The 21,685-nt window shown below is 43.2% G+C and carries 24 protein-coding genes; 23 read left to right on the top strand and 1 reads right to left on the bottom strand.

Annotated features, from left to right (window positions below; all coding sequences use genetic code 11):
- The first annotated feature begins 496 nt into the window (after nucleotides 1-496).
- The 9 genes from rho to QQL60_RS07200 all read left to right on the top strand — a co-directional run bounded on the left by rho (nucleotide 497) and on the right by QQL60_RS07200 (nucleotide 9,000).
- Nucleotides 497-1,756 carry a transcription termination factor Rho gene (gene rho / locus QQL60_RS07240; RefSeq protein WP_007144699.1) on the top strand — a complete coding sequence of 420 codons (1,260 nt, stop codon included), beginning with the start codon at nucleotides 497-499 and terminating at the stop codon, nucleotides 1,754-1,756.
- 9 nt (nucleotides 1,757-1,765) lie between these two features.
- Nucleotides 1,766-2,710, top strand: coding sequence for a tRNA (adenosine(37)-N6)-dimethylallyltransferase MiaA (miaA, locus tag QQL60_RS07235; protein ID WP_284722896.1), 945 nt, complete (start codon nucleotides 1,766-1,768; stop codon nucleotides 2,708-2,710).
- Nucleotides 2,711-2,780: 70 nt separating this feature from the next.
- Nucleotides 2,781-3,005 (top strand): RNA chaperone Hfq, encoded by a 225-nt coding sequence (gene hfq / locus QQL60_RS07230; protein ID WP_007144701.1) that lies wholly within the window; start codon nucleotides 2,781-2,783, stop codon nucleotides 3,003-3,005.
- Between the two features lie 10 nt (nucleotides 3,006-3,015).
- Nucleotides 3,016-4,161 (top strand): ribosome rescue GTPase HflX, encoded by a 1,146-nt coding sequence (gene hflX / locus QQL60_RS07225; RefSeq protein WP_284722895.1) that lies wholly within the window; start codon nucleotides 3,016-3,018, stop codon nucleotides 4,159-4,161.
- A gap of 87 nt (nucleotides 4,162-4,248) precedes the next feature.
- Nucleotides 4,249-5,448: an FtsH protease activity modulator HflK gene (hflK, locus tag QQL60_RS07220; protein ID WP_284450907.1), complete on the top strand. Its 1,200-nt coding sequence runs from the start codon at nucleotides 4,249-4,251 to the stop codon at nucleotides 5,446-5,448.
- On the top strand, nucleotides 5,449-6,321 hold the full coding sequence (gene hflC / locus QQL60_RS07215) for a protease modulator HflC (RefSeq protein WP_007144704.1): 873 nt from the start codon (nucleotides 5,449-5,451) through the stop codon (nucleotides 6,319-6,321). It abuts the gene before it with no gap.
- A complete protein-coding gene (locus QQL60_RS07210; protein WP_007144705.1) occupies nucleotides 6,318-6,515 on the top strand; it encodes a DUF2065 domain-containing protein in 198 nt (65 codons plus the stop codon). The genes hflC and QQL60_RS07210 overlap by 4 nt, the downstream gene beginning before the upstream one ends.
- Nucleotides 6,516-6,521: 6 nt before the next feature.
- The gene (locus tag QQL60_RS07205) at nucleotides 6,522-7,712 is read left to right on the top strand and encodes an ATP phosphoribosyltransferase regulatory subunit (RefSeq protein WP_284450906.1); all 1,191 of its coding nucleotides are present in this window, start codon (nucleotides 6,522-6,524) and stop codon (nucleotides 7,710-7,712) included.
- On the top strand, nucleotides 7,705-9,000 hold the full coding sequence (locus tag QQL60_RS07200; protein WP_284722894.1) for an adenylosuccinate synthase: 1,296 nt from the start codon (nucleotides 7,705-7,707) through the stop codon (nucleotides 8,998-9,000). Before QQL60_RS07205 ends, QQL60_RS07200 begins: the two co-directional genes overlap by 8 nt.
- Nucleotides 9,001-9,033: 33 nt before the next feature.
- Here the strand turns inward: QQL60_RS07200 and QQL60_RS07195 are convergent, their stop codons facing one another.
- On the bottom strand, nucleotides 9,034-9,897 hold the full coding sequence (locus tag QQL60_RS07195; RefSeq protein ID WP_284722893.1) for an NAD(P)-dependent oxidoreductase: 864 nt from the start codon (nucleotides 9,895-9,897) through the stop codon (nucleotides 9,034-9,036).
- A gap of 109 nt (nucleotides 9,898-10,006) precedes the next feature.
- Between QQL60_RS07195 and glyA the strand changes: the two genes are divergently transcribed.
- From glyA to QQL60_RS07125, 14 genes are all read left to right on the top strand, one after another.
- Entirely contained in the window at nucleotides 10,007-11,260 is a 1,254-nt protein-coding gene (gene glyA / locus QQL60_RS07190) for a serine hydroxymethyltransferase (protein ID WP_040576175.1), read from the top strand.
- Nucleotides 11,261-11,274: 14 nt separating this feature from the next.
- The gene (gene nrdR / locus QQL60_RS07185) at nucleotides 11,275-11,748 is read left to right on the top strand and encodes a transcriptional regulator NrdR (protein WP_007144710.1); all 474 of its coding nucleotides are present in this window, start codon (nucleotides 11,275-11,277) and stop codon (nucleotides 11,746-11,748) included.
- A 105-nt stretch (nucleotides 11,749-11,853) separates the two neighbouring features.
- Nucleotides 11,854-12,960 (top strand): bifunctional diaminohydroxyphosphoribosylaminopyrimidine deaminase/5-amino-6-(5-phosphoribosylamino)uracil reductase RibD, encoded by a 1,107-nt coding sequence (gene ribD / locus QQL60_RS07180; RefSeq protein ID WP_284722892.1) that lies wholly within the window; start codon nucleotides 11,854-11,856, stop codon nucleotides 12,958-12,960.
- Nucleotides 12,961-12,963: 3 nt separating this feature from the next.
- Nucleotides 12,964-13,584, top strand: a complete 621-nt coding sequence (locus QQL60_RS07175) for a riboflavin synthase (protein ID WP_284722891.1) — start codon at nucleotides 12,964-12,966, stop codon at nucleotides 13,582-13,584.
- A 20-nt stretch (nucleotides 13,585-13,604) separates the two neighbouring features.
- Nucleotides 13,605-14,726 (top strand): bifunctional 3,4-dihydroxy-2-butanone-4-phosphate synthase/GTP cyclohydrolase II, encoded by a 1,122-nt coding sequence (gene ribBA, locus QQL60_RS07170; RefSeq protein WP_007144713.1) that lies wholly within the window; start codon nucleotides 13,605-13,607, stop codon nucleotides 14,724-14,726.
- A gap of 2 nt (nucleotides 14,727-14,728) precedes the next feature.
- Nucleotides 14,729-15,871: a lipid-A-disaccharide synthase gene (gene lpxB / locus QQL60_RS07165; RefSeq protein WP_284722890.1), complete on the top strand. Its 1,143-nt coding sequence runs from the start codon at nucleotides 14,729-14,731 to the stop codon at nucleotides 15,869-15,871.
- Nucleotides 15,868-16,443, top strand: a complete 576-nt coding sequence (gene rnhB, locus QQL60_RS07160) for a ribonuclease HII (RefSeq protein WP_284722889.1) — start codon at nucleotides 15,868-15,870, stop codon at nucleotides 16,441-16,443. The genes lpxB and rnhB overlap by 4 nt, the downstream gene beginning before the upstream one ends.
- Nucleotides 16,444-16,498: 55 nt before the next feature.
- Nucleotides 16,499-17,863, top strand: coding sequence for a polynucleotide adenylyltransferase PcnB (gene pcnB, locus QQL60_RS07155; RefSeq protein ID WP_284722888.1), 1,365 nt, complete (start codon nucleotides 16,499-16,501; stop codon nucleotides 17,861-17,863).
- Nucleotides 17,863-18,351: a 2-amino-4-hydroxy-6-hydroxymethyldihydropteridine diphosphokinase gene (folK, locus tag QQL60_RS07150; RefSeq protein WP_007144717.1), complete on the top strand. Its 489-nt coding sequence runs from the start codon at nucleotides 17,863-17,865 to the stop codon at nucleotides 18,349-18,351. The genes pcnB and folK overlap by 1 nt, the downstream gene beginning before the upstream one ends.
- The gene (locus QQL60_RS07145) at nucleotides 18,348-19,007 is read left to right on the top strand and encodes a deoxynucleoside kinase (RefSeq protein WP_007144718.1); all 660 of its coding nucleotides are present in this window, start codon (nucleotides 18,348-18,350) and stop codon (nucleotides 19,005-19,007) included. Before folK ends, QQL60_RS07145 begins: the two co-directional genes overlap by 4 nt.
- A 2-nt stretch (nucleotides 19,008-19,009) precedes the next feature.
- A complete protein-coding gene (gene panB / locus QQL60_RS07140; protein WP_284722887.1) occupies nucleotides 19,010-19,804 on the top strand; it encodes a 3-methyl-2-oxobutanoate hydroxymethyltransferase in 795 nt (264 codons plus the stop codon).
- Nucleotides 19,804-20,658, top strand: coding sequence for a pantoate--beta-alanine ligase (gene panC / locus QQL60_RS07135; RefSeq protein ID WP_284722886.1), 855 nt, complete (start codon nucleotides 19,804-19,806; stop codon nucleotides 20,656-20,658). Before panB ends, panC begins: the two co-directional genes overlap by 1 nt.
- A 51-nt stretch (nucleotides 20,659-20,709) precedes the next feature.
- On the top strand, nucleotides 20,710-21,090 hold the full coding sequence (panD, locus tag QQL60_RS07130; RefSeq protein ID WP_007144721.1) for an aspartate 1-decarboxylase: 381 nt from the start codon (nucleotides 20,710-20,712) through the stop codon (nucleotides 21,088-21,090).
- A gap of 22 nt (nucleotides 21,091-21,112) precedes the next feature.
- Nucleotides 21,113-21,625, top strand: a complete 513-nt coding sequence (locus tag QQL60_RS07125; RefSeq protein WP_007144722.1) for a YqhA family protein — start codon at nucleotides 21,113-21,115, stop codon at nucleotides 21,623-21,625.
- Nucleotides 21,626-21,685 lie beyond the last annotated feature (60 nt).

Below are 21,685 nucleotides of genomic sequence, written 5' to 3'. Positions count from 1 at the left end.
TAGACCATGACCTACTTGAACGCCGTGACAAAAACGCCGGGAGCGTTTTTGAATGACGGATGGGCTTTTTTTATGTCTCCCTGTTTTATATTAACCTGCCTGTGCAGGGCAACACACACCCTGTGACATATTTATCTGGAACAAAAGTTGAGATCGAAGGTGTCTGCAGAGCTGAGCTCATAACTGGGCTCGGTCAAATAGGTCACTTTATAACGGTACGAAACCATTACAAGAACCTAATTCAAAGGAGTTGGATATTCTGTCTTAAAACATTACATGGCCGGTATTTGTTGTTTTTAAATGTAGTTAGTTAATATCTATTAATATGTCGAACATTATATTTGTAGATATTTGTATATAAAACTAGACGTCGATGTTTATTACTGTTATTCTTGGTTCCAGTTTTTAAAACCCCCTCCAAAATTAAGACAATTCAACCCATCAATCGATGTGTTTCAAGGCATTTCTATATCAAAATCCCATTCTTAGGTAATACATGAATCTGACAGAACTGAAAAAGCAGTCAGCTGCTGAATTAATGGAACTCGCTCTCTCCATGAATCTCGAGGGCTTAGCAAGAAACCGAAAGCAAGAACTCATATTTGCGATAGTTAAAGCTCATTCTAAACAGGGTGAAGATGTTATCACTACGGGTGTATTAGAACTGTTACCTGATGGTTTTGGTTTTTTAAGATCACCAGAAGATTCTTATGTTGCTGGTCCCGATGATGTCTATGTATCACCCAGCCAGATTCGACGTTTTCACTTAAGAACCGGCGATACGATTAAAGGCAAGATTCGACCACCGAAAGACAGCGAGCGTTATTTCGCTCTCGTCAAAGTCGAAGAAATCAATTACGAAAAACCTGATAAGTCCCGCAATAAAGTCCCTTTTGAAAATTTAACACCATTATTTCCGAACGAGCGTTTCACATTAGAGCGCGGTAACGGCAGTACTGAAGATCTCACAGCACGTGTGATCGATCTGGCATCACCGCTGGGTAAAGGACAGCGTGGTCTTATCGTCGCTCCACCAAAATCGGGTAAGACTATGATTATGCAATCTATTGCACAATCTATCGCCTCAAATTATCCCGATAGTGACTTAATTGTTTTATTGATTGATGAACGACCAGAAGAAGTGACTGAAATGCAGCGCTCTGTTCGTGGTGAAGTGGTTTCAAGTACTTTCGATGAACCTGCAACTCGTCATGTGCAAGTTGCTGAAATGGTTATTGAAAAAGCCAAACGTCTGGTTGAACATAAACATGATGTCGTTATCCTGCTTGATTCAATTACACGTCTAGCAAGAGCCTACAATACTGTGGCGCCATCGTCAGGTAAAGTTCTGACGGGTGGTGTTGATGCCAATGCGCTGCAAAGACCTAAACGCTTTTTCGGTGCCGCTAGAAATATTGAAGAGGGTGGCAGTCTGACAATTATTGCCACTGCTCTGATAGAAACTGGTTCACGTATGGATGAAGTCATTTTCGAAGAGTTTAAAGGTACAGGTAATATGGAAGTATTACTTGAGCGTAAATTGGCAGATCGTCGTATGTACCCAGCTATTAATGTTACCCGTTCAGGTACGCGTCGCGAAGAGTTACTCACAACCGAAGAAGATCTACAAAAGCTTTGGATTCTGAGAAAGATCATCGCTCAAATGGAACCGGTAGAAGCAATGGAATTCTTAATGGATAGACTTAAATCAACAAAAACAAATGTTGAATTTTTTGACTCTATGAAACAGGGGTAATTACGCTCTGTGCTTCCACCTGCCATATTCATTATGGGGCCTACTGCAGCGGGAAAAACTGACCTTGCTATAGAACTTGCTAGAAAATATCCAGTTGAGATTATCAGTGTAGACTCAGCTCTTGTCTATAAAGAGATGGATATTGGGACAGCAAAACCAAGTCCAGAGATATTAAAAAAATATCATCATTTTTTGGTTGATATTATAGAGCCATCCGTGACTTATTCTGCAGGCCAGTTCAGAGATGATGCACTTCGTCTTATGGCTGAAATTACTTCACGTGGTAAGGTGCCATTACTAGTTGGTGGCACAATGCTGTATTTCAGAGCGCTTCAGTATGGCATTGCCGATCTGCCACCAGCGGATAGTCTGATCAGAGAAAAACTAGACTCTGAAATGCGACAGCTAGGGCGTGAAGCTTTGCACGATAGATTGAAACAAATCGACCCTGTTTCTGCCGAGCGGATACATATTAACGATCCGCAACGATTACAACGAGCACTTGAAGTTTATGAGTTAACGGGTAAAACATTGACTGAGTTAACACATAACAAACATGATGGCTTGCCTTACGATGTAACAAAAGTCATCATTTCTCCATTTGACAGGTCAGTACTTCATAAACGAATAGCCGATCGTTATCAGAAGATGGTAGCTAACGGATTTATTGACGAAGTAAAGAAATTGTATCGACGCGACGACTGTCATATGAACTTACCGTCAATCCGTGCGGTCGGTTATCGTCAGGCCTGGTCTTATTTAGATGGAGATTACGATTACGATGAGTTTATATACCGCGCTATTGTAGCTACACGTCAGATGGCTAAACGACAACTGACATGGTTACGCGCTCAAAATGATGGCGTATGGTTTGATAGTAGTGATGGATTGCCTGTTAATGAAGTCAATCAATATCTTCTTGAGCAGGTTCCACAGTTGATGAATAATGCTTGACGATTCTGTTAAGGCTTTTAGAATGAGTCATTCAGGCAGTTTAAAATAATAACAATATATGGAGTGAATGATGGCAAAAGCACAGACTCTTCAAGATCCTTTCTTGAACGCTTTACGGAAAGAAAATATACCTGTTTCTATTTATTTAGTTAACGGCATTAAATTACAAGGTCAGATTGATTCGTTTGATCAGTTTGTCATCTTACTCAAGAACTCAGTCAATCAAATGGTATATAAACATGCTATATCAACGATTGTTCCCGCTCGTAATGTTAATATTAATCATGAAGAATAGGAGCATTTGATTGTTTGAACGGCCGGATATTCAAACAGCTTTTGATGATTCATCAGAAAAAGAAGCTGTTGTCTTGGTTCATCTGAATTTCAATGATCCTGACTATGAAGACTCTCAACAAGAGTTTATTGAACTAGTTGGGTCAACAGGTGCAAAGATTGCTGCAATAATTCAGGGTAAGCGTCATCGTCCTGATCCCAAGTTCTTTGCTGGCAGTGGTAAGGTTGATGAGATTGCGGAGCATGTCATGGCATCTCATGCTGCCTTAGTCATTTTCAATCACGAACTATCACCAAGTCAGGAACGTAATCTTGAGCAACAATTAAAATGTCGGGTATTAGGCCGTACCGGGTTAATTCTTGATATCTTTGCTCGAAGAGCTCGCTCTCATGAAGGTAAGTTACAGGTTGAACTCGCTCAGCTTCAACACTTGTCAACAAGATTGGTACGAGGCTGGACTCACCTTGAAAGACAAAAAGGCGGGATTGGTTTGCGTGGACCTGGTGAAACTCAGTTAGAAACGGATCGTCGTTTATTGGGACAGCGAATAAAGTCACTAAAAAAACGATTAGGAAAAGTCCAATCTCAGCGTGAGCAAGGGCGGCGTTCACGGCAACGTGGAGGTGTACCTGTTGTCTCCCTTGTTGGTTACACAAACGTTGGAAAATCGACATTATTTAACAAAATAACATCTGCAAAAGTCTATGCTGATGACAGGTTATTTGCGACGCTTGATCCTACTCTGCGTCGTGTTAAATTACATGATACACAACTCCTTATCTTGGCTGATACGGTTGGATTTATCCGTGATCTGCCCCATGATCTTGTCGAGTCTTTCCGCTCAACTCTGGAAGAAACCCGTGATGCTGAGTTATTACTTCACGTAGTTGATTGTGGTGCAAATGATCGTGATGACCTTATTCACCACGTAAATGAAGTCTTAAAACAAATCGATGCGGATGAAGTGCGGCAGTTAATTGTCTATAACAAAATAGACAATGTTGAGGATATTTCACCGCGAATTGAAAGAGATGATGAGGGAAATATTGATCGCATCTGGTTATCTGCAAAAACCGGAGAAGGATTAGAACTGCTGCGAGAAGCATTAAAAGAATATTTCCCAGAAGAGTCATTTTCAGAATATGTTGAAGCTTAGATACGGTTTTGGTTGCTTATCATTACCATGTCCGTAAAATAGGCTTGTTTGAAGTAAATTCTCTGTTTTATCAATTTGGAGAGCTACATGGCTTGGAATGAACCCGGAAACGGTGATAAAGACCCGTGGGGTAATCGTGGCAATGATGGGCCACCTGATTTAGACGAAGTTATCCGAAATATGCAACGCAAATTAGGCGGCATTTTTGGTGGTAACGGAAACAATACCAATGGGAATAATTCTTCAGGCCGAGGTGGTTTTTTCGGTTTTGGATTAATTGCAGTCATCGCCGTATTAGTTTGGCTTGCATCTGGTATTTATATTGTAGATCCGGCTGAGCGCGGTGTTGTTCTGCGGTTTGGGCAATATTCAACGACAACATTGCCTGGTCCTCACTGGCACTTGCCTAGTCCGATTGAGAAAGTTGAAGTGGTGAATGTTGAAGAAATTCGTACTGCCGAAATTGGTTATCGCAGTGGCGGAAACCGAGGTGGCGGTACTATCCATTCTGAGTCTTTAATGTTGACGAAAGATGAAAATATTATTGATTTAAAAATTGCGGTGCAATATCGCGTTCAGGATGCACCTAAATACCTGTTTAATGTCAGAAATCCAGATGTCATTCTTCGTCAGATGATGGAGAGTGCTGTTCGTGAAACAGTAGGTCGTTCTAACATGGACTTTGTTTTAACCGAAGGTCGGAGCGCGATTGCTAATAGCACTGAGCAGTTATTGCAAACGATGCTGGATGCCCATGAGATGGGATTATTAGTCACTAGTGTGAATATGCAGGATGTTCAGCCACCTGAACAAGTGCAAGCAGCTTTTGCTGATGTTGTTAAGGCGCGTGAAGATGAAGTACGTCAGAAAAATCAAGCGGAAGCCTACTCAAACGATGTCCTTCCAAAAGCGCGTGGTAGAGCATTTAGAATTGTGCAAGAAGCTGAAGCATACAAAAGTCAAATTATTGCTAAAGCCGAAGGTGATGCGAGTCGCTTCACACAAGTTATGACCGAATACAATAAAGCGCCGGATATTACTTCGGAAAGACTGTATCTCGATACAATGGAGTCGGTTTATTCGAAAAGCCAAAAAGTTATGGTTGACGTGAAAAACGGTGGCAGTAATGTACTGTATCTGCCTCTTGATAGAATGAGTCGACGTGGTAATAACCCAACGCAATTGGATTTGGATAGTTTTAACTATCCTTCCTCAACATCAACGACTACTTCATCTTCTAATAAAAGTTCATCAAGCGATGACGCGCGTAGCAGAGGAGGTCGCTAAATGAGTTCCCGTTTAACATTGATTTTAATTTTGCTTGCTGTTGTCGTCGTAACACTCTCATCATCAATCTTTGTTGTTGATGAGCGGCAAAAAGTGCTGTTATTAAGGTTAGGCCAAATCGAGAAGGCTGATTTTAAGCCTGGTATTCACTTTAAAACGCCTTTTGTCACTGATGTCCGCAAATTCGATGGGCGTGAAATGGCACTTGATGCGCAACCCGCTAGATATCTGACGGGTGAAAAAAAGAATGTGATCGTTGATTCTTTTATCATTTGGCGGATAAATGACGTTGCAACATATTTTAGATCCATGGGGGGGGATGAAGACCGCGCGGCCTCTAGACTTTCTCAAATTATCAAAGATGGCTTAAGAGCCGAGTTTGGTCGCAAAACAATCCAAGAAGTCGTTTCTGGTGATCGTGTTGCCATGGTTCAAGATATTCTGAAAGATGCTAATCGCGTTGCTGAGGGATTTGGTATCTCGATTTCAAATGTCCGTATTAAACGTATCGACTTGCCTGCTGAGGTCAGTTCGTCTGTTTATACCCGTATGGAAGCTGAGCGTGAACGTGTTGCAAAAGAACTACGCTCTCAGGGTGCAGAGGAAGCTGAGAAGATTCGCTCTGATGCTGACCGTCAACGTGCTGTTATCATTGCTGAGGCTAAACGTCAGGCAGAAGAATTACGTGGTGAAGGCGATGCAAAAGCCACAGAAATTTATGCGAAAGCATATGGCAAAAATGAAGAGTTTTATTCTTTATACCGTCGATTATCAGCCTATAAAAACATTTTTAATGCTGATGATATGCTGGTTATCGAACCCAAGGGTGATTTTTTCAAGCGATTCAACGACGCTGAATTACCTGTGAAGTGAACGAAGAACTCATTCATAGTTTATTGATTGCAACGGCATTAGTCTTCATCATTGAGGGCATAATGCCGTTTCTTAATCCAACTATGTTTAAACGCACACTGTTACAAACTGTAAGCATGAGCGATAGACAAGTGCGTCTTATTGGCTTGTTAAGTATGTTTGCAGGTTTGATTTTTTTGTACTGGATAAATTAACTCATAATGACTATCAAAGAGAGTTGGCTGTTACCCGAAGGTATCGATGAGCTGATGCCTCAAGAAGCGGCACAACTTGAGAAAATGCACCGAACCCTGGTTGACTTCATGCGAAGTTGGGGATACCAGTTAGTTGTACCACCATTAGTAGAGTATTTGGATTCTTTACTTACTGGTACCGCTAAAACACTCGACATACAAACCTTCAAGCTGACAGACCAGATGTCTGGAAGAATGTTGGGTATTCGTGCTGATATGACCCCTCAAGTTGCCAGAATTGCTGCACATAAGCTGCGTAATGAAGCTGATATTCTCAGGCTATGTTACATCGGAAGTGTGCTACACACATTACCAACAGGATTGGACGGTGCCAGGAATCCTATCCAACTTGGTGCTGAAATATACGGGCATGCCGGACCTGAAAGTGATATTGAAAGTATCGAACTGATGGTCACCTTATTAAATGTTTCCGGTGCTGTTTCAAAAATGGCACTGGATATCGGACACGTCGGTGTTTATAGAGGTCTAGCGGAGTTTGCTCAGTTAACGGAGAGTCAGGAACAGGAATTGTTTTCTGCATTACAGCGAAAAGCGTCGGCAGAAATAGACTCATTGCTGCAAGCATATGACATTAATGCTGATGCAAAACAGATGTTACAAGAATTATCTGAGCTCAATGGTGATCAATCTGTACTAGATCGTGCTAAACAAGTATTAAAGAAAGCACCACAATCAGTTCAGGATGCGTTAACTACGCTTGAGCAAATAGCAAATGCCCTGACGCAAAGACTTCCAGAGATTGCTATTAATTTTGATTTAGCTGAGTTACGCGGCTATCACTATCACACAGGTGTTGTTTTTGCCGCCTATAAGCCTAATTCATCACACGCGATAGCTGCCGGTGGCCGTTATGATGATATCGGCGAAGATTTTGGTTTGGCACAACCAGCGACGGGTTTCAGTCTTGATCTGAAAAAGTTGGTGACCGAGCTTCCAACGCAAAAACTTCATCAAGAAACAATTGGTGTCCAATGGCTTGAAGATGCCAGTCTTCATGCTGCTGTCAAAACATTACGTGAATCAGGTAAGGTGGTTATCTATCAATTCCCTGGTTCTGAAACTCCAACTACACACACATTGGTAAAACTAGATGGTCACTGGCAAGTGACTGAAACAGGAACACATACTCGTGGCTAAAAATATTGTTGTAATTGGCTCCCAGTGGGGCGATGAAGGTAAAGGTAAATTAGTTGATTTACTGACGGATAATGTTTCCGCTGTTGTTCGTTTTCAAGGTGGCCATAACGCAGGTCATACCTTGGTAATAGATGGCAAAAAAACGGTTTTACACCTTATTCCATCAGGCATTCTTCGTGAGAACGTTCAATGTTTGATCGGTAATGGTGTCGTTGTTTGTCCAGAAGCTCTTTTAAAAGAAATGAACGAGCTTGAGTCAAATGGCATTCCTGTTCGTGAACGATTGAAAATCAGTGCCGCTTGTCCTCTGATTCTGCCTTATCACATTGCGCTTGATCAAGCACGTGAACTGCGTTTAGGTAAAGCGGCTATTGGTACGACTGGTCGAGGTATCGGACCAGCATACGAAGACAAAGTGGGTCGCCGAGGTCTGCGTGTTGGTGATTTGATGAATGAAAAAGCCTTTGCTGAGAAGTTAAAGGAAGTCATGGAGTTTCATAATTTCTCGCTGGTTAATTACTATCAGGTTGAGCCGGTAAGTTATGAAAAAGTATTACAAGAAACATTGGCAATGCGTGATGTACTAATCCCGCTTATTGCTGATATCCCAGCGATGCTGCAGGAATATCACAAAGCAGGTGACAATGTCATGTTTGAAGGTGCACAAGGTGCTCTGCTGGATATTGATCACGGCACATACCCTTATGTGACCTCTTCGAATACAACCGCCGGTGGCAGTGCCACAGGTTCTGGTGTTGGCCCTTGTCACATCGATTATGTCCTGGGTATTACAAAAGCCTATGCAACTCGTGTCGGTGGTGGCCCATTCCCATCTGAGCTTTTTGATGAAACAGGTAAATACCTGGCTGAAAAAGGGATGGAAAAAGGTGCGACAACCGGACGTGATCGCCGTTGTGGTTGGTTAGACATGGTTGCTCTAAATCGTGCTAGCTGGATCAACAGCATAACGGGATTATGTTTGACCAAATTAGACGTGCTTGATGGTATTGAAACGATTCGTCTATGTGTTGCATATCAGAAAGACGGACAGCCTGTTGATATCTTGCCTTTAAGCGCTGATGAATTTGAAGGTTGTGAACCGGTTTACATTGATATGCCGGGTTGGAAAGAGTCTACTTTAGGCATCACTCAATATGATGATTTGCCTGAAAATGCACGTGCGTATATTGAAAAAGTTGAGAACCTTGCCGGTGTGCCGATTGATATTATTTCAACTGGACCTGACCGCCGAGAAACGATTATCAGACGAGATTTGTTCGAAGTTTAAGCCTAAAAAAAAGCCCTCAAACGAGGGCTTTTTTTATGATTCCTTGGGCGAAACAGCTGCCATCAGTGATGAGTAATCGGTGTTGTCCAGTCCCATATCCAGAGCTTTTTGTAAGAGTAACTCAATACCTTTCAATGCACTGGTATCTAAACCTAGCTCATTGGCAACAGACAAGAAAAGACGCGTATCTTTTGCCAGGTGTTTGGTAGGAAAGTTGGGCTCAGAGAAATCTCGCTCAATCATGCGACTTAATTTTTTGTCGAAGGTCGGTGCATAGAGAGCACTATCACGAACAATTTTCATAAATTGCTCTGTCGCAATCCCTTCTTTTTCCACTAAGGCCAGACTTAAGGCAAAACTGGCTGTCAATCCGGCGATTAATTGATTCATGGCTAGTTTGACAGTGGCACCCTGACCAATATCGCCAATATATTGTGGTTCATGGCCAATTAACTCCAGTAAGGGTAAAGCCGCTTTGTAATCCGTTTTTTTACCCGCAGCCATTAAAATTAGTTTGCCACTGCCAGCTTCCGGCAGGCTTCCTAGTACCGGACATTCAAGATAACGGCCGCCAGTAGCTCGTACCCGCTGCGCAAGACTACGTGATTCTTCCGGGGCTATTGTGCCCATTTGGATAAGCAGACAATTTTTAAAGGCAGCATCGTCAATATCATCCAGAACCGAGCTAATGGCTTTTGCATCACTTAAGAAAAGCAAACAAATATCACTCTGTTCTACTAATGCTTGCGCAGATGTGGCTACAGCAGCGCCTCTGGCTTTTAGCTCATCGCACTTTTCCAGGCTGCGATTAAAGACCACCAGGGGTTGATTTTCTGCTAATAAGTGATGTGATAAGGCTTGCCCCATCAGGCCTGTTCCAATTAATCCTATTTTCATAAGCTGTGATTTAATCCTTATGCGAATAAAACTGTCACTATGCCATAGATGCCAGCGACGTTGTGAGATAGAATAATGTCCCATTTTACAGTAGATACAGGGGAATACTGTGTACAAGAAAAACATGACCATCGCTGGCTTTGACGATGAAGTGTTCAATGCAATCACTGCGGAAGATAAACGTCAAGAAGATCATATTGAACTGATCGCTTCTGAAAATTATACGAGCCCTCGTGTAATGGAAGCTCAGGGCTCATCTTTAACCAATAAATATGCTGAAGGTTATCCTGGCAAACGTTATTACGGTGGTTGTGAACATGTTGACACAGTAGAAGCCATTGCTATTGAACGCGCTAAAGAGTTATTTGGTGCTGATTATGCCAATGTGCAACCGCATTCTGGTTCACAGGCTAATGCGGCAGTCTATCTTGCCTTGCTACAAACCGGTGACACGATCTTGGGTATGAGTCTGGCCCACGGTGGTCACCTGACACATGGTGCTAAAGTCAGTGCTTCAGGAAAAATCTATAATTCAGTTTCATATGGTTTAAATGCTGAAACTGGCGAAATTGATTATGACGAAGTAGAGCGTTTAGCCAAAGAACACCAGCCCAAAATGGTTGTGGCAGGTTTTTCTGCTTATTCTCGTGTAGTGGATTGGCAGCGTTTCCGTGATATAGCTGATTCTGTGGGCGCTTATTTGTTGGTTGATATGGCTCATGTCGCTGGTCTGGTGGCTGCAGGTTTATATCCTAACCCAGTGCAAATCGCCGATGTCACCACAACAACAACGCATAAAACATTACGTGGTCCACGTGGTGGTTTGATTCTGGCTAAAGCAAATCCTGAGATTGAGAAAAAACTGAACTCAGCTGTATTCCCAGGCTTCCAGGGTGGTCCTTTAATGCATGTGATCGCTGCAAAAGCCATTGCATTTAAAGAAGCGATGTTGCCAGAGTTTAAAACGTATCAGGAACAAGTGATTAAAAATGCACGTGTGATGGCTGACGTGTTTATGACTCGTGGTTATGATGTTGTTTCAAATGGTACTGATGATCACTTATTCTTAGTCAGTTTTATTGAAGCGGGTCTGACTGGTAAAGATGTTGATGCCTGGTTAGGTGCTGCTCATATTACTGTCAATAAAAATGCGGTTCCAAATGATCCACAATCACCTTTTGTGACATCAGGAATTCGTGTTGGTACACCAGCAGTGACTACACGTGGTTTTAAAGAAGAAGAATGTCGCGATCTGGCAAACTGGATGTGTGATGTAATTGATGCGGCAGGCAGTGAGCAAGTTATTAACGATGTTAAGAGCAAAGTTAAGGCTGTTTGTGACCGCTTGCCTGTTTACGCTTAAGCTTCGGAAACCCTATGCGCTGTCCATTTTGTGGTGCAGATGATTCTAAAGTTGTTGATTCTCGACTGTCGGCGGAGGGCGATGCCATCCGTCGACGTCGTATGTGTGTGGAGTGTAATGAGCGCTTCACCACATACGAAACAGCCGAATTAAGTCTGCCTCGTCTAATCAAACGTGATCGCTCTCGTGAGTTATTTGATGAAAATAAATTGCGAGCGGGCTTTATGCGAGCACTGGAAAAAAGACCTGTCAGTATTGATGCGGTTGATAGCGCAGTTAAAACCATTACTCGTCGACTTTGGGCGACAGGGGAACGGGAAGTCGACAGTCGTTTAGTCGGTGACTGGGTAATGGATGCGCTTCGTGAGTTAGATGAAGTCGCCTATGTCCGTTTTGCCTCTGTGTATCGAAGTTTCCAGGATGTAAATGCCTTTCGTGAAGAAATTGAACGAATGGAAAATAAATCTGAAGCGGATGATAAAAAATAAACATGTTCATCAGCACTGATATCTTTCACCTAATGATACTCAGCGCACTAAGTCCCGTTATGATGAGCATTAACCATTATTTGTTTCAAATAGAGAGAATAAATCATGGCTTCTGCTGAATTTTATATGGCAAGAGCCATTGAGCTTGCCAAAAACGGACTTTATACCACTGACCCTAATCCTCGTGTTGGCTGTGTCATTGTCAAAGATAATCAGATTGTTGGTGAAGGCTGGCATCAACGAGCTGGCGAAGGTCATGCGGAAGTGAATGCACTGCACCAGGCTGGTGAAAAAGCCAAAGGTGCTGATTGTTACGTTACGCTTGAGCCATGCAGTCATTACGGTCGAACTCCTCCCTGTGCTGATGCCCTAGTTAATGCTGGTGTTAAACGTGTATTTATAGCGATGACCGATCCTAATCCGGTGGTATCGGGTTCAGGCATACATCGTTTAAGAGAGGCCGGCATCGAAGTGCATACCAAGCTGTTAAGTTCAGAGTCTGAGAAGCTCAATCCCGGTTTTTTGTATCGTATGCGCTATGGTCGTCCATACATTAGAAGTAAAGTCGCGATGAGTCTGGATGGTCGCACAGCGATGGCTTCTGGTGAAAGTAAATGGATAACCGGACCGAAAGCCAGACTCGATGTACAAAAACTACGTGCACGCAGTTCAGCCATCATGACCGGTATCGGTACAATCCTCGCGGATAATCCGCAATTGAATGTGCGTTTTTCACCGTCAGATGACAACTGGTATCCTTCTGGACAGAAAGTCAGACAGCCACTCAAAATTGTGGTTGATAGTGAGGGACGACTGCCGGCTGATGCTCAAATTCTTAAAGAAGGTAAAGTGCTGGTAATTACCGCAAAAGATATTGCTGTAGCTGATACGGCTGAATGTCTGGTGCTGCCATCATCTGATAATAATATAGATTTGAATGCATTGATGGCCGTTTTGGCCCAGCGAGAAATAAATGAGTTAATGGTTGAGGCAGGTGGTGTTTTGAATGGTGCCTTATTGAAAGCGGGTTTAATTGATGAGTTAATTATCTACATGGCACCTAAAATTATGGGTGATATGGCTCGCGGCCTGTTTCATTTACCAGGTATGGTGTCGATGGCTCAGAATCTTTCTTTAGAAATTGATGATATTCGTGCAGTGGGAAAAGATTGGCGTATCACTGCAAAACCCATATATAGCGAGGAATCTTAATTCATGTTTACCGGTATCATTGCGGCTATTGGTCAGGTTACTTCCGTCACTCCAAGTGGTGGTGATATGAGACTAAAAGTGGCGACCCAGAAATTAGACCTGTCTGATGTTTCTCTCGGGGATAGTATTGCGATTAATGGTGTTTGTCTGACAGTGGTTGAGCTGGATGAAGCTCACGTCAGTTTTGATGTTTCCAAAGAAAGCCTTGAGCGTACAGCCCTTTCCCAAATTGCAGCAGGTTCGGCTGTCAATCTTGAAAAAGCGCTGGCTGTAGGCGACCGGCTTGGTGGACACATGGTCAGCGGCCATGTCGATGGTTTAGGTAAGGTGTTACAACTGACACCATCAGCACGATCAGTTCAGTTTCGTATTGAAGTGCCAGCTAATCTGGAACGTTATGTTGCTGAAAAGGGCTCTATTACCATTGATGGAGTGAGTCTGACCGTCAACCAAGTTGGACCAGGCTGGTTTGACATCAATATCATTCCTCATACGATGCAGGAAACGATCATTAAAGAATACAACGTTGGCACTATGGTCAATTTAGAAGTTGATTTGATTGCCCGCTATTTAGAACGTTTATTACCTGGCCAGTCGTCACATTTTGTCAACGAAACACTGTAAAACACGGTTATACACCTAATATGCAACTTAATAGCACAGAAGAAATTATCGAGGATCTGAGACAAGGAAAAATGGTTATCATCATGGATGATGAAGATCGTGAAAATGAGGGTGACCTCATTATGGCCGCAGAAAAAGTGACGCCAGAAGCGATTAATTTTATGGCACGGTTTGGGCGTGGTCTGATTTGTCTGACACTAACGGAAAATCGTTGTCGTGAATTACGTTTACCTCTGATGGTAAGTGATAACCAGACGCCATACTCAACTAATTTTACGGTGTCAATTGAAGCCGCAGCAGGGGTGACCACCGGTATTTCAGCGGCCGATCGAGCGTTGACCGTGCAAGTCGCCGTTGATCCTGATTCACGCCCAGAAGATTTGGTTCAACCAGGCCATATTTTCCCATTAAAAGCGCAACCGGGTGGCGTGTTAACTCGTGCGGGTCATACGGAAGCAGGTTGCGATTTAGCTCAGCTTGCCGGATTGTCTCCAGCGGCAGTGATTGTCGAAATCTTAAATGATGATGGCAGTATGGCCAGACGTCCAGACTTAGAGACTTTTGCCCAAACACATAATCTGAAAATCGGTACGATTGCTGACCTGATAAGTTATCGACTCGAAAATGAAATGACCGTAGAAAAGTTATCTCAATGTCAGTTTCCTACAGAATACGGCGACTTCCAGCTTTTCAGCTTTCAGGACTCAGTCAACTCACAAGTGCATCTGGCGTTGACGTATGGTGATATTCAACCTGATGAGGAAACTATCGTACGTGTACATATGGCCGATCCACTCAGTGATATTCTAGGTTCAGTAAGAGAGCCCTCACATTGGCCAGTCCCACAAGTACTGAAAAAAATACAACAAGCTGGAAAAGGCGTTTTGGTGGTGTTGCGCTTGCCAGCACAGAATAAACAATTAGCAGCCAAAATTGCACGTTATGAACGGGAAGACCGTGATGAAAGTCCTTTGCCCGTCAAAAGTGGTTGGGACTTACGTACGTTTGGTGTCGGAGCACAAATTCTGTCTGCATTAGGCGTTAAAAAAATGCGAGTGATGGGTACGCCGACAAAATTAACGGGTGTCTCAGGCTTTGGTCTTGAGCTAGCTGGTTATCTGGAAGCCGATGAGACTGAATAAGCATGCCTGAATTATTTGTAGTGGCGGGCGAGGCCTCTGGCGATGCTCATGCAGGCCGAATGTTGAAGGCCTTAAAACAACAAAGGCCTGATATTGTTGTTTCTGGCATTGGTGGCGATACCATGCGCGATGCCGGTGTTGAGATTGTTACTGATTTCGCTGAGCTGGCTGTTATGGGGCTGGTGGAAGTCATTAAACGTTATGCTCATATCAAAGCCATTTTTGATAAAACCGTCGAGCATTTAGCCACAAATAAACCGGATGCATTAATTTTAGTGGATTACCCGGGGTTTAATCTAAAACTGGCAAAAAAGGCTCATGAACTGGGTATCCCGGTTATTTACTACATTAGTCCTAAAATATGGGCATGGCGTGCCGGCCGGATTAAAGCGATAAAACGTTATGTCGATTTGATGCTGGTTTTATTTCCCTTTGAACAGACACTCTATGAAAAAGCGAGTGTGCCGGTAAAATGCGTTGGTCATCCCTTAGTCGATGCCGTGCACTCAGACTTGACCTCTGCACAAGCAAAGTCTCACTTTTCACTTGATGAAAATGCGCCGGTATTGGGTTTGTTTCCCGGCAGTCGTCGTAGTGAAGTTGAGGCTTTATTACCAGTAATGTTAGCGACAGCTGAACATATTCAACAACGTGACAGTTCTATACAGGTTATTTTACCTTTGGCACCGGGATTAGAAAGGGCATTGATAGAGCCCTTTTTGTCACAAACAGCGGTAAAAGTGAAAGTCATTTCCGGTGAGTTTTATGATGTCGTTCGAAGTTGTGATGCGATTGTTGCTGCGTCGGGTACGGTGACGCTGGAAATTGCCTTGTTGGGTATTCCGCATTTGATTACTTATCGAGTTGCACCGCTGACTTATCACATACTTAAACGACTGGTGAAAATTCCCTATGTCGGCTTGTGTAATATTGTGACTGGAGAAAATGTGGTCACCGAATTATTACAAAAGCAGGTTTCCGTTTCAGAACTAGCCCCCCGATTGCTGTATTTCTTAACAGCCGCGGATGCTAAACAAAACGCTGAATCTGTTCAGCAACAAGTGTTTAAGGCGTTAGGGCCTTCCGGTGGCGCTGAGAATGCAGCAAAAGCAGTTATCTCGTTTATTGATGCTAAATCGTCATGATAGAGACCATTTACGTTGCCGGAGTGGATGAGGTTGGGCGTGGTCCTCTGGCGGGTCCGGTGGTGACGGCTGCAGTCATTCTTGACCCACAAAACCCTATAGCAGGCTTGGCAGACTCAAAAAAGCTCACTGAAAAACGAAGAGAATTTTTGGTGCCACTGATTCAAAAGCATGCTCTGGCATGGGCCATGGGCAGAGCTGAACCAGAAGAAATTGATGAGCTAAATATCTTACAGGCGAGTTTATTGGCAATGAAAAGGGCTGTTGAAGCCCTATCAATTTCACCTGAACATGTGCTTGTTGATGGTATCCATGCACCCAAACTGAATTGCCCGGTAACAACGATTATCAAAGGTGATCAATCTGAGCCTGCCATTGCTGCCGCTTCAATCTTAGCTAAAGTCGCACGGGATCAGGAAATGGTGGCACTGGATAATGTGTATCCTGGTTATGGTTTTGCCAAACATAAAGGTTATCCAACCAAGCAGCATCAACAAGCCCTTCTCAGTTTGGGGGTAACCGATATTCATAGACGTTCTTTTGCTCCTGTCCAGGCTGCCTTATTATCATGATGTTCGATGATATAAATCATAGAAATGCTAATGAGCATGGTATTATTCAAAGCTTATGCTGTCGTTAAATAAAATCTTCAACAAATTGGTGAGAGGCAAAAGCGGTCAAGATCCACAACAAGGGCGCGAACCGTTAATTATCCCTCGTAGCGAACACACAATTTCGCGTAAACAGATTAGCCAACATGCGCTTAAGGTATTGTATACCTTGAAAGAGGCGGGTTATGAGGCTTACCTGGTGGGTGGTTGTGTTCGTGATTTATTACTTGGCTATGAGCCAAAAGACTTTGATGTCGCCACGAATGCTTCTCCTGAGCAAGTACATAAATTGTTTAAACGTAGCCAACTGATTGGCAGACGTTTCAAACTGGTGCATGTCAGGTTTGGACGCGAGGTCATTGAAGTTGCCACATTCAGAGCTCCCCCTGAAGCTAAACAGCATGTTGATACCCAAGGTCGCATCATGCAGGACAATGTTTACGGCACTTTAGAGCAGGATGCCTGGCGTCGCGACTTTACGATTAATGCCCTTTATTACAATATTAAAGACTTCTCTATTATTGATTATACCGGTGGGATGGCTGATCTTAATGCTGGCCTTATCCGTTTAATTGGTGACGTGGAAACACGTTATCGGGAAGATCCTGTACGCATGTTAAGGGCCTGCCGCTTTTTGGCTAAGCTGGGTCTAAAACTGGATAAACAGACGGAACAGGGCATCTTTGACTGGGCACATTTGATTAGAGATATCCCTCCGGCACGATTGTTTGATGAAACACTCAAACTATATCTGAGTGGCCAAGCGGCGATGACTCATGATTTACTTTGTCATTACGGCCTGTTTGAACATCTGTACCCTCAAACAGCTGCTTTATTACATGAAGAGCAAGACGGCTATCCAAGAACAATGCTGATGAAAGCATTAGAGAACACAGATATCCGTATTGCTGCTGATAAACCGGTTACACCAGCATTTTTATTCGCAGCGATTTTATGGGAACCGGTGAGACAACGAACCTTATTGCTGATGACAAACGGCATGCCAGAAATTCCAGCGATGCAGCGAGCGTCGTCAGAAATTATTGGTGAGCAGATCCAACGTGTTGCTATTCCAAAGCGTTATAGTCTGGTAACGCGTGATATATGGACGTTACAGCCCCGATTATTGAAGCGTCAGGGCAAAAGGGCATACAGAACCTTATTACATCCAAAGTTTCGCGCTGGATATGACTTTTTAGCATTACGTGCAGAGTCTGGTGAACCGTTGAATGAACCTGTCGATTGGTGGACAAAATTTCAGGCTGAAACAGCCACTCAGCAGCAGGTAATGGTTGACTCGCTGGGTAAAGAGAGCAGTGTAAAAAAGCCCCGCCGTCGACGTCGAAGACGACCAGCAGCAAAAAAAACGGAACAGAATTAATGCAGGTGTTTATCGGATTGGGAAGTAATTTAGACGACCCGCAAACGCAAATTTTGACAGCGATTGACGATATAAAAAAACTCGACAACACGCGTCTAATCAAACAATCATCGCTTTATCATAGCCCGCCAATGGGACCCCAGGATCAGCCTGATTATGTGAATGCTGTTGTCGAGGTGGACACAGGATTGCCGCCGCATGTATTGCTTGATAACCTGCAAAAACTTGAACAAAAGCACGGAAGAATAAAAAAGCGACATTGGGGTGAACGTACGCTGGATCTGGATATTTTGCTTTATTCTAATCTGATGATCGATGATGAACGATTAAAAGTCCCGCATCCTGGCTTAACAGAACGTGCTTTTGTGGTGTACCCATTAGCTGAAATTGCTGCTGATATCACTATCCCTGGTAAAGGTGATTTAGCAACCATAAAGCAAGATTGTCCTTTGGATGGATTGAGAAAAGTGGAAATGCATAAACAATGAATCACTCGCTAACACATCGTTATATTGTGGTTGAAGGCCCCATCGGCGTGGGTAAAACCCATTTAGTGAAACGTTTGGCCGAGAGTTTTTCTGGTTCGGTTTTACTTGAGCAGCCTGAACAAAATCCCTTTCTGGAAAAATTTTATCTGTATCCGAAACAGTCTGCTTTACCTACGCAGTTGAGCTTTCTGATGCAGCGAGTCAAATTGGGTAAGTCACTAAATCAGGATGATTTATTCAATGATTTGCATATCGCTGATTTTATGGTGGAAAAGGACAAATTATTTGCTCAAATTTCTCTGGATGACGATGAGTTAGCTTTATACAATATGGTCTATGATAATTTGACTTTGCATCATAGAACGCCTGATTTAGTCATCTATCTACAAGCCTCTTTACCTGTATTAAAATCGCGTATTGCTCAGCGTGGCATTAGTTATGAACAACATGTAGAAGAAGGTTATCTGAAACGTTTAGCTGATACCTATGCCGATTTTTTCCATTATTACGATGCGTCACCCCTTTTAATTGTCAACGCGGAGCAGATCGATTTGGTGAATGGTGATCAGGACTACCTGCAATTACTCGAACAAATCTGTAGCATTCAAAGTGGTCGTCATTATTACAATCCTTTGCCCGTCTCAGAGAAGAAATAATCATGAGCCGTATTAGCCTTAAACATCTGCGTCAAATGAAAGTGGCGCAGGAAAAAATCGCTGTTCTGACAGCATATGATGCCAGTTTCAGTTATGCGCTTGAGCAAGCCGGTGTCGATGTTCTGCTGGTAGGTGATTCGCTGGGTATGGTGATCCAGGGCCAGGAAAGTACTGTTCCTGTCAGTGTTGACGATATTATTTATCACACAGCCAATGTTATCCGTGGCAGCGATAAATTATTCGTTATTGCTGATATGCCATTTATGAGTTATGCCAATCCAGACCAAGCTATCAAAAACGCCGCACGACTAATGGCCGAAGGTGGCGCGCAGATGGTCAAACTTGAAGGCGGGGCGGTCATTATTGAGACAGTGAAACAACTCACGGCCCGGGGTATCCCTGTTTGTGGACACCTGGGCTTATTACCTCAATCAGTTCACCGCTTAGGTGGTTATATTGTGCAGGGTCGTGAGACAGCGGCGGCTGAAGAATTGATTGCCGATGCTATCAGTTTGCAAGAAGCTGGAGCAGATATGTTGGTGTTGGAATGTGTACCGGCGACCTTAGGTGCGGTAGTCAGTAAACAATTGGATATTCCTGTTATCGGTATTGGTGCAGGCAGTGACTGTGATGGTCAAGTGCTGGTGGTATATGACATGCTGGGCTTAACGCCTGGAAAACGTCCACGCTTCAGTCATGACTTTTTAGCTGATACAGGCTCAATACAATCGGCCATTGCCTCCTACGTGAAATCAGTGAAATCTGGTGCGTTTCCAAATGCGGAGCAGCAATTCTAATGGCGATTGCAGAAAACCTGAGTGCATTAAAAACACGTATTAAAAGCTGGCGACAGCAAAATGAAGTGATTGCTTTTGTTCCGACGATGGGAAATCTGCATGAAGGGCATCTGTCGCTAGTACAAAAAGCACGTGAACTGGCAGACCGGGTTGTGGTGAGTATTTTTGTTAACCCGTTACAGTTCAATGATCAACAGGATTTGACGAATTACCCGCGCACATTGAATGACGATGTTCAATTGCTGAGCGAGCTGGATTGTGAGCTTATTTTTACGCCGACAGAAGAGATGATCTATCCGAATGGTATGGCGTCACTAACAAAAGTCATTGTGCCTGGGTTTGATGATAAATTATGTGGTAAAGGTCGTCCTGGACATTTTGATGGCGTGGCAACCGTTGTGACAAAATTATTCAATATGGTTCAGCCGGATATTGCGATTTTTGGCGAAAAAGATTATCAGCAATTAATGTTAATCAAAAAGCTGGTCGCTGATTTGAACTTAACGGTAGATGTGATTGGCGTACCTACAAAACGGCAGGATAGCGGGCTGGCAATGAGTTCCAGAAATACCTTATTAACTCAGAAACAGTTAGTGCAGGCGCCGTCTTTATATAAAACACTGCTCGCCACTAAACACGCGATTGAAGAGCAGGGCGAGACCGATTTTTCTTTGCTGTGCGGACAAGCAAAACAGCAATTACAAGAAGCAGGTTTAGAACCTGAATATGTCGATATTCGCCGCGCAGAAGATTTAGAACTGGCCAATGCTAACGACAAACAGCTTCGCATTCTTGCTGCTGCACGGCTCGGTAGTGTCAGGCTGATAGATAATATTGCTTGTGACCTTGCCTGATTTTTCTTAAAAAGCGATAATATTGAGCTATTTCATAAGAACATTCTGGCTATGCAACTGACCTTTTTAAAAGCAAAATTACATCGTGCTTGCGTCACTCATTCCGAACTGGAATACGAGGGCTCGTGTGCAATTGATGGAAAGTTACTGGAAGCGGCCGGTATTCACGAATATGAGCAAATCCAGATTTATAACGTCGCTAATGGCGAACGCTTTACCACTTATGCGATTCGCGCTGAGGATGGCTCAAATATTATCTCTGTCAATGGTGCCGCTGCGCACAAAGCTTCCCCGGGTGATCGTTTAATCATTTGTGCTTTTGTCACCTTAGATGCCAAAGAAGTCGAGAATTTCAAACCTACTTTGGTTTATCTTGATGAAAACAACGATATTACGCATATGCGTCACGCCATTCCTGTTCAGGCTGCATAGAAACACACGAGTTTAAATTCCCATGGAAAGATTGTTTGAGAAAGCGCTCTGGAACAGCCGCTTTGTTGTTCTGACGGCGGTTATTGCCAGCCTGATAACTGCATTAGCAATGTTCTATATGGCAACCGTTGATGTGTATTATTTAGTCACCCATCTGGGGCTTTATATGTCGCCTGATCTCATTGGTGAAGCACGGCAAGACTTTCGTGCTGAAACCGTGACACATGTGGTTGAAGTGATTGATGGTTATCTATTAGCCACGGTTTTATTTATCTTCTCTCTTGGTTTGTATGAGCTGTTTATCAGCAAAATTGAAGAAGCAGAAGAGAGTGAGAACTCAAAAGTATTAGCTATCCATAGTTTAGATGATTTAAAAGCGCGTTTAGGTCGTGTTGTTCTGATGATTCTGATCGTTAACTTTTTCGAACATGCTATCAGTATGGACTTCCATGGACCTCTTGATTTGCTGGCTCTAGCTGCCGGTATTGGTCTCATCTCCTTAGCCTTATACTTCTCCCACGCTGACGATCATTAATCGTCACAAAAACGTCATTAAAACGTTATAACGCTGTCACATCTTCTCTCTATGCTTGCA

Origin of the sequence: Methylophaga thalassica (genome assembly GCF_030159795.1) — a bacterium.
GTDB classification, from domain to species: domain Bacteria; phylum Pseudomonadota; class Gammaproteobacteria; order Nitrosococcales; family Methylophagaceae; genus Methylophaga; species Methylophaga thalassica.
The sequence above is the reverse complement of the archived record's forward strand: the minus strand, read 5'-3'. Positions and strand labels throughout refer to the sequence as shown.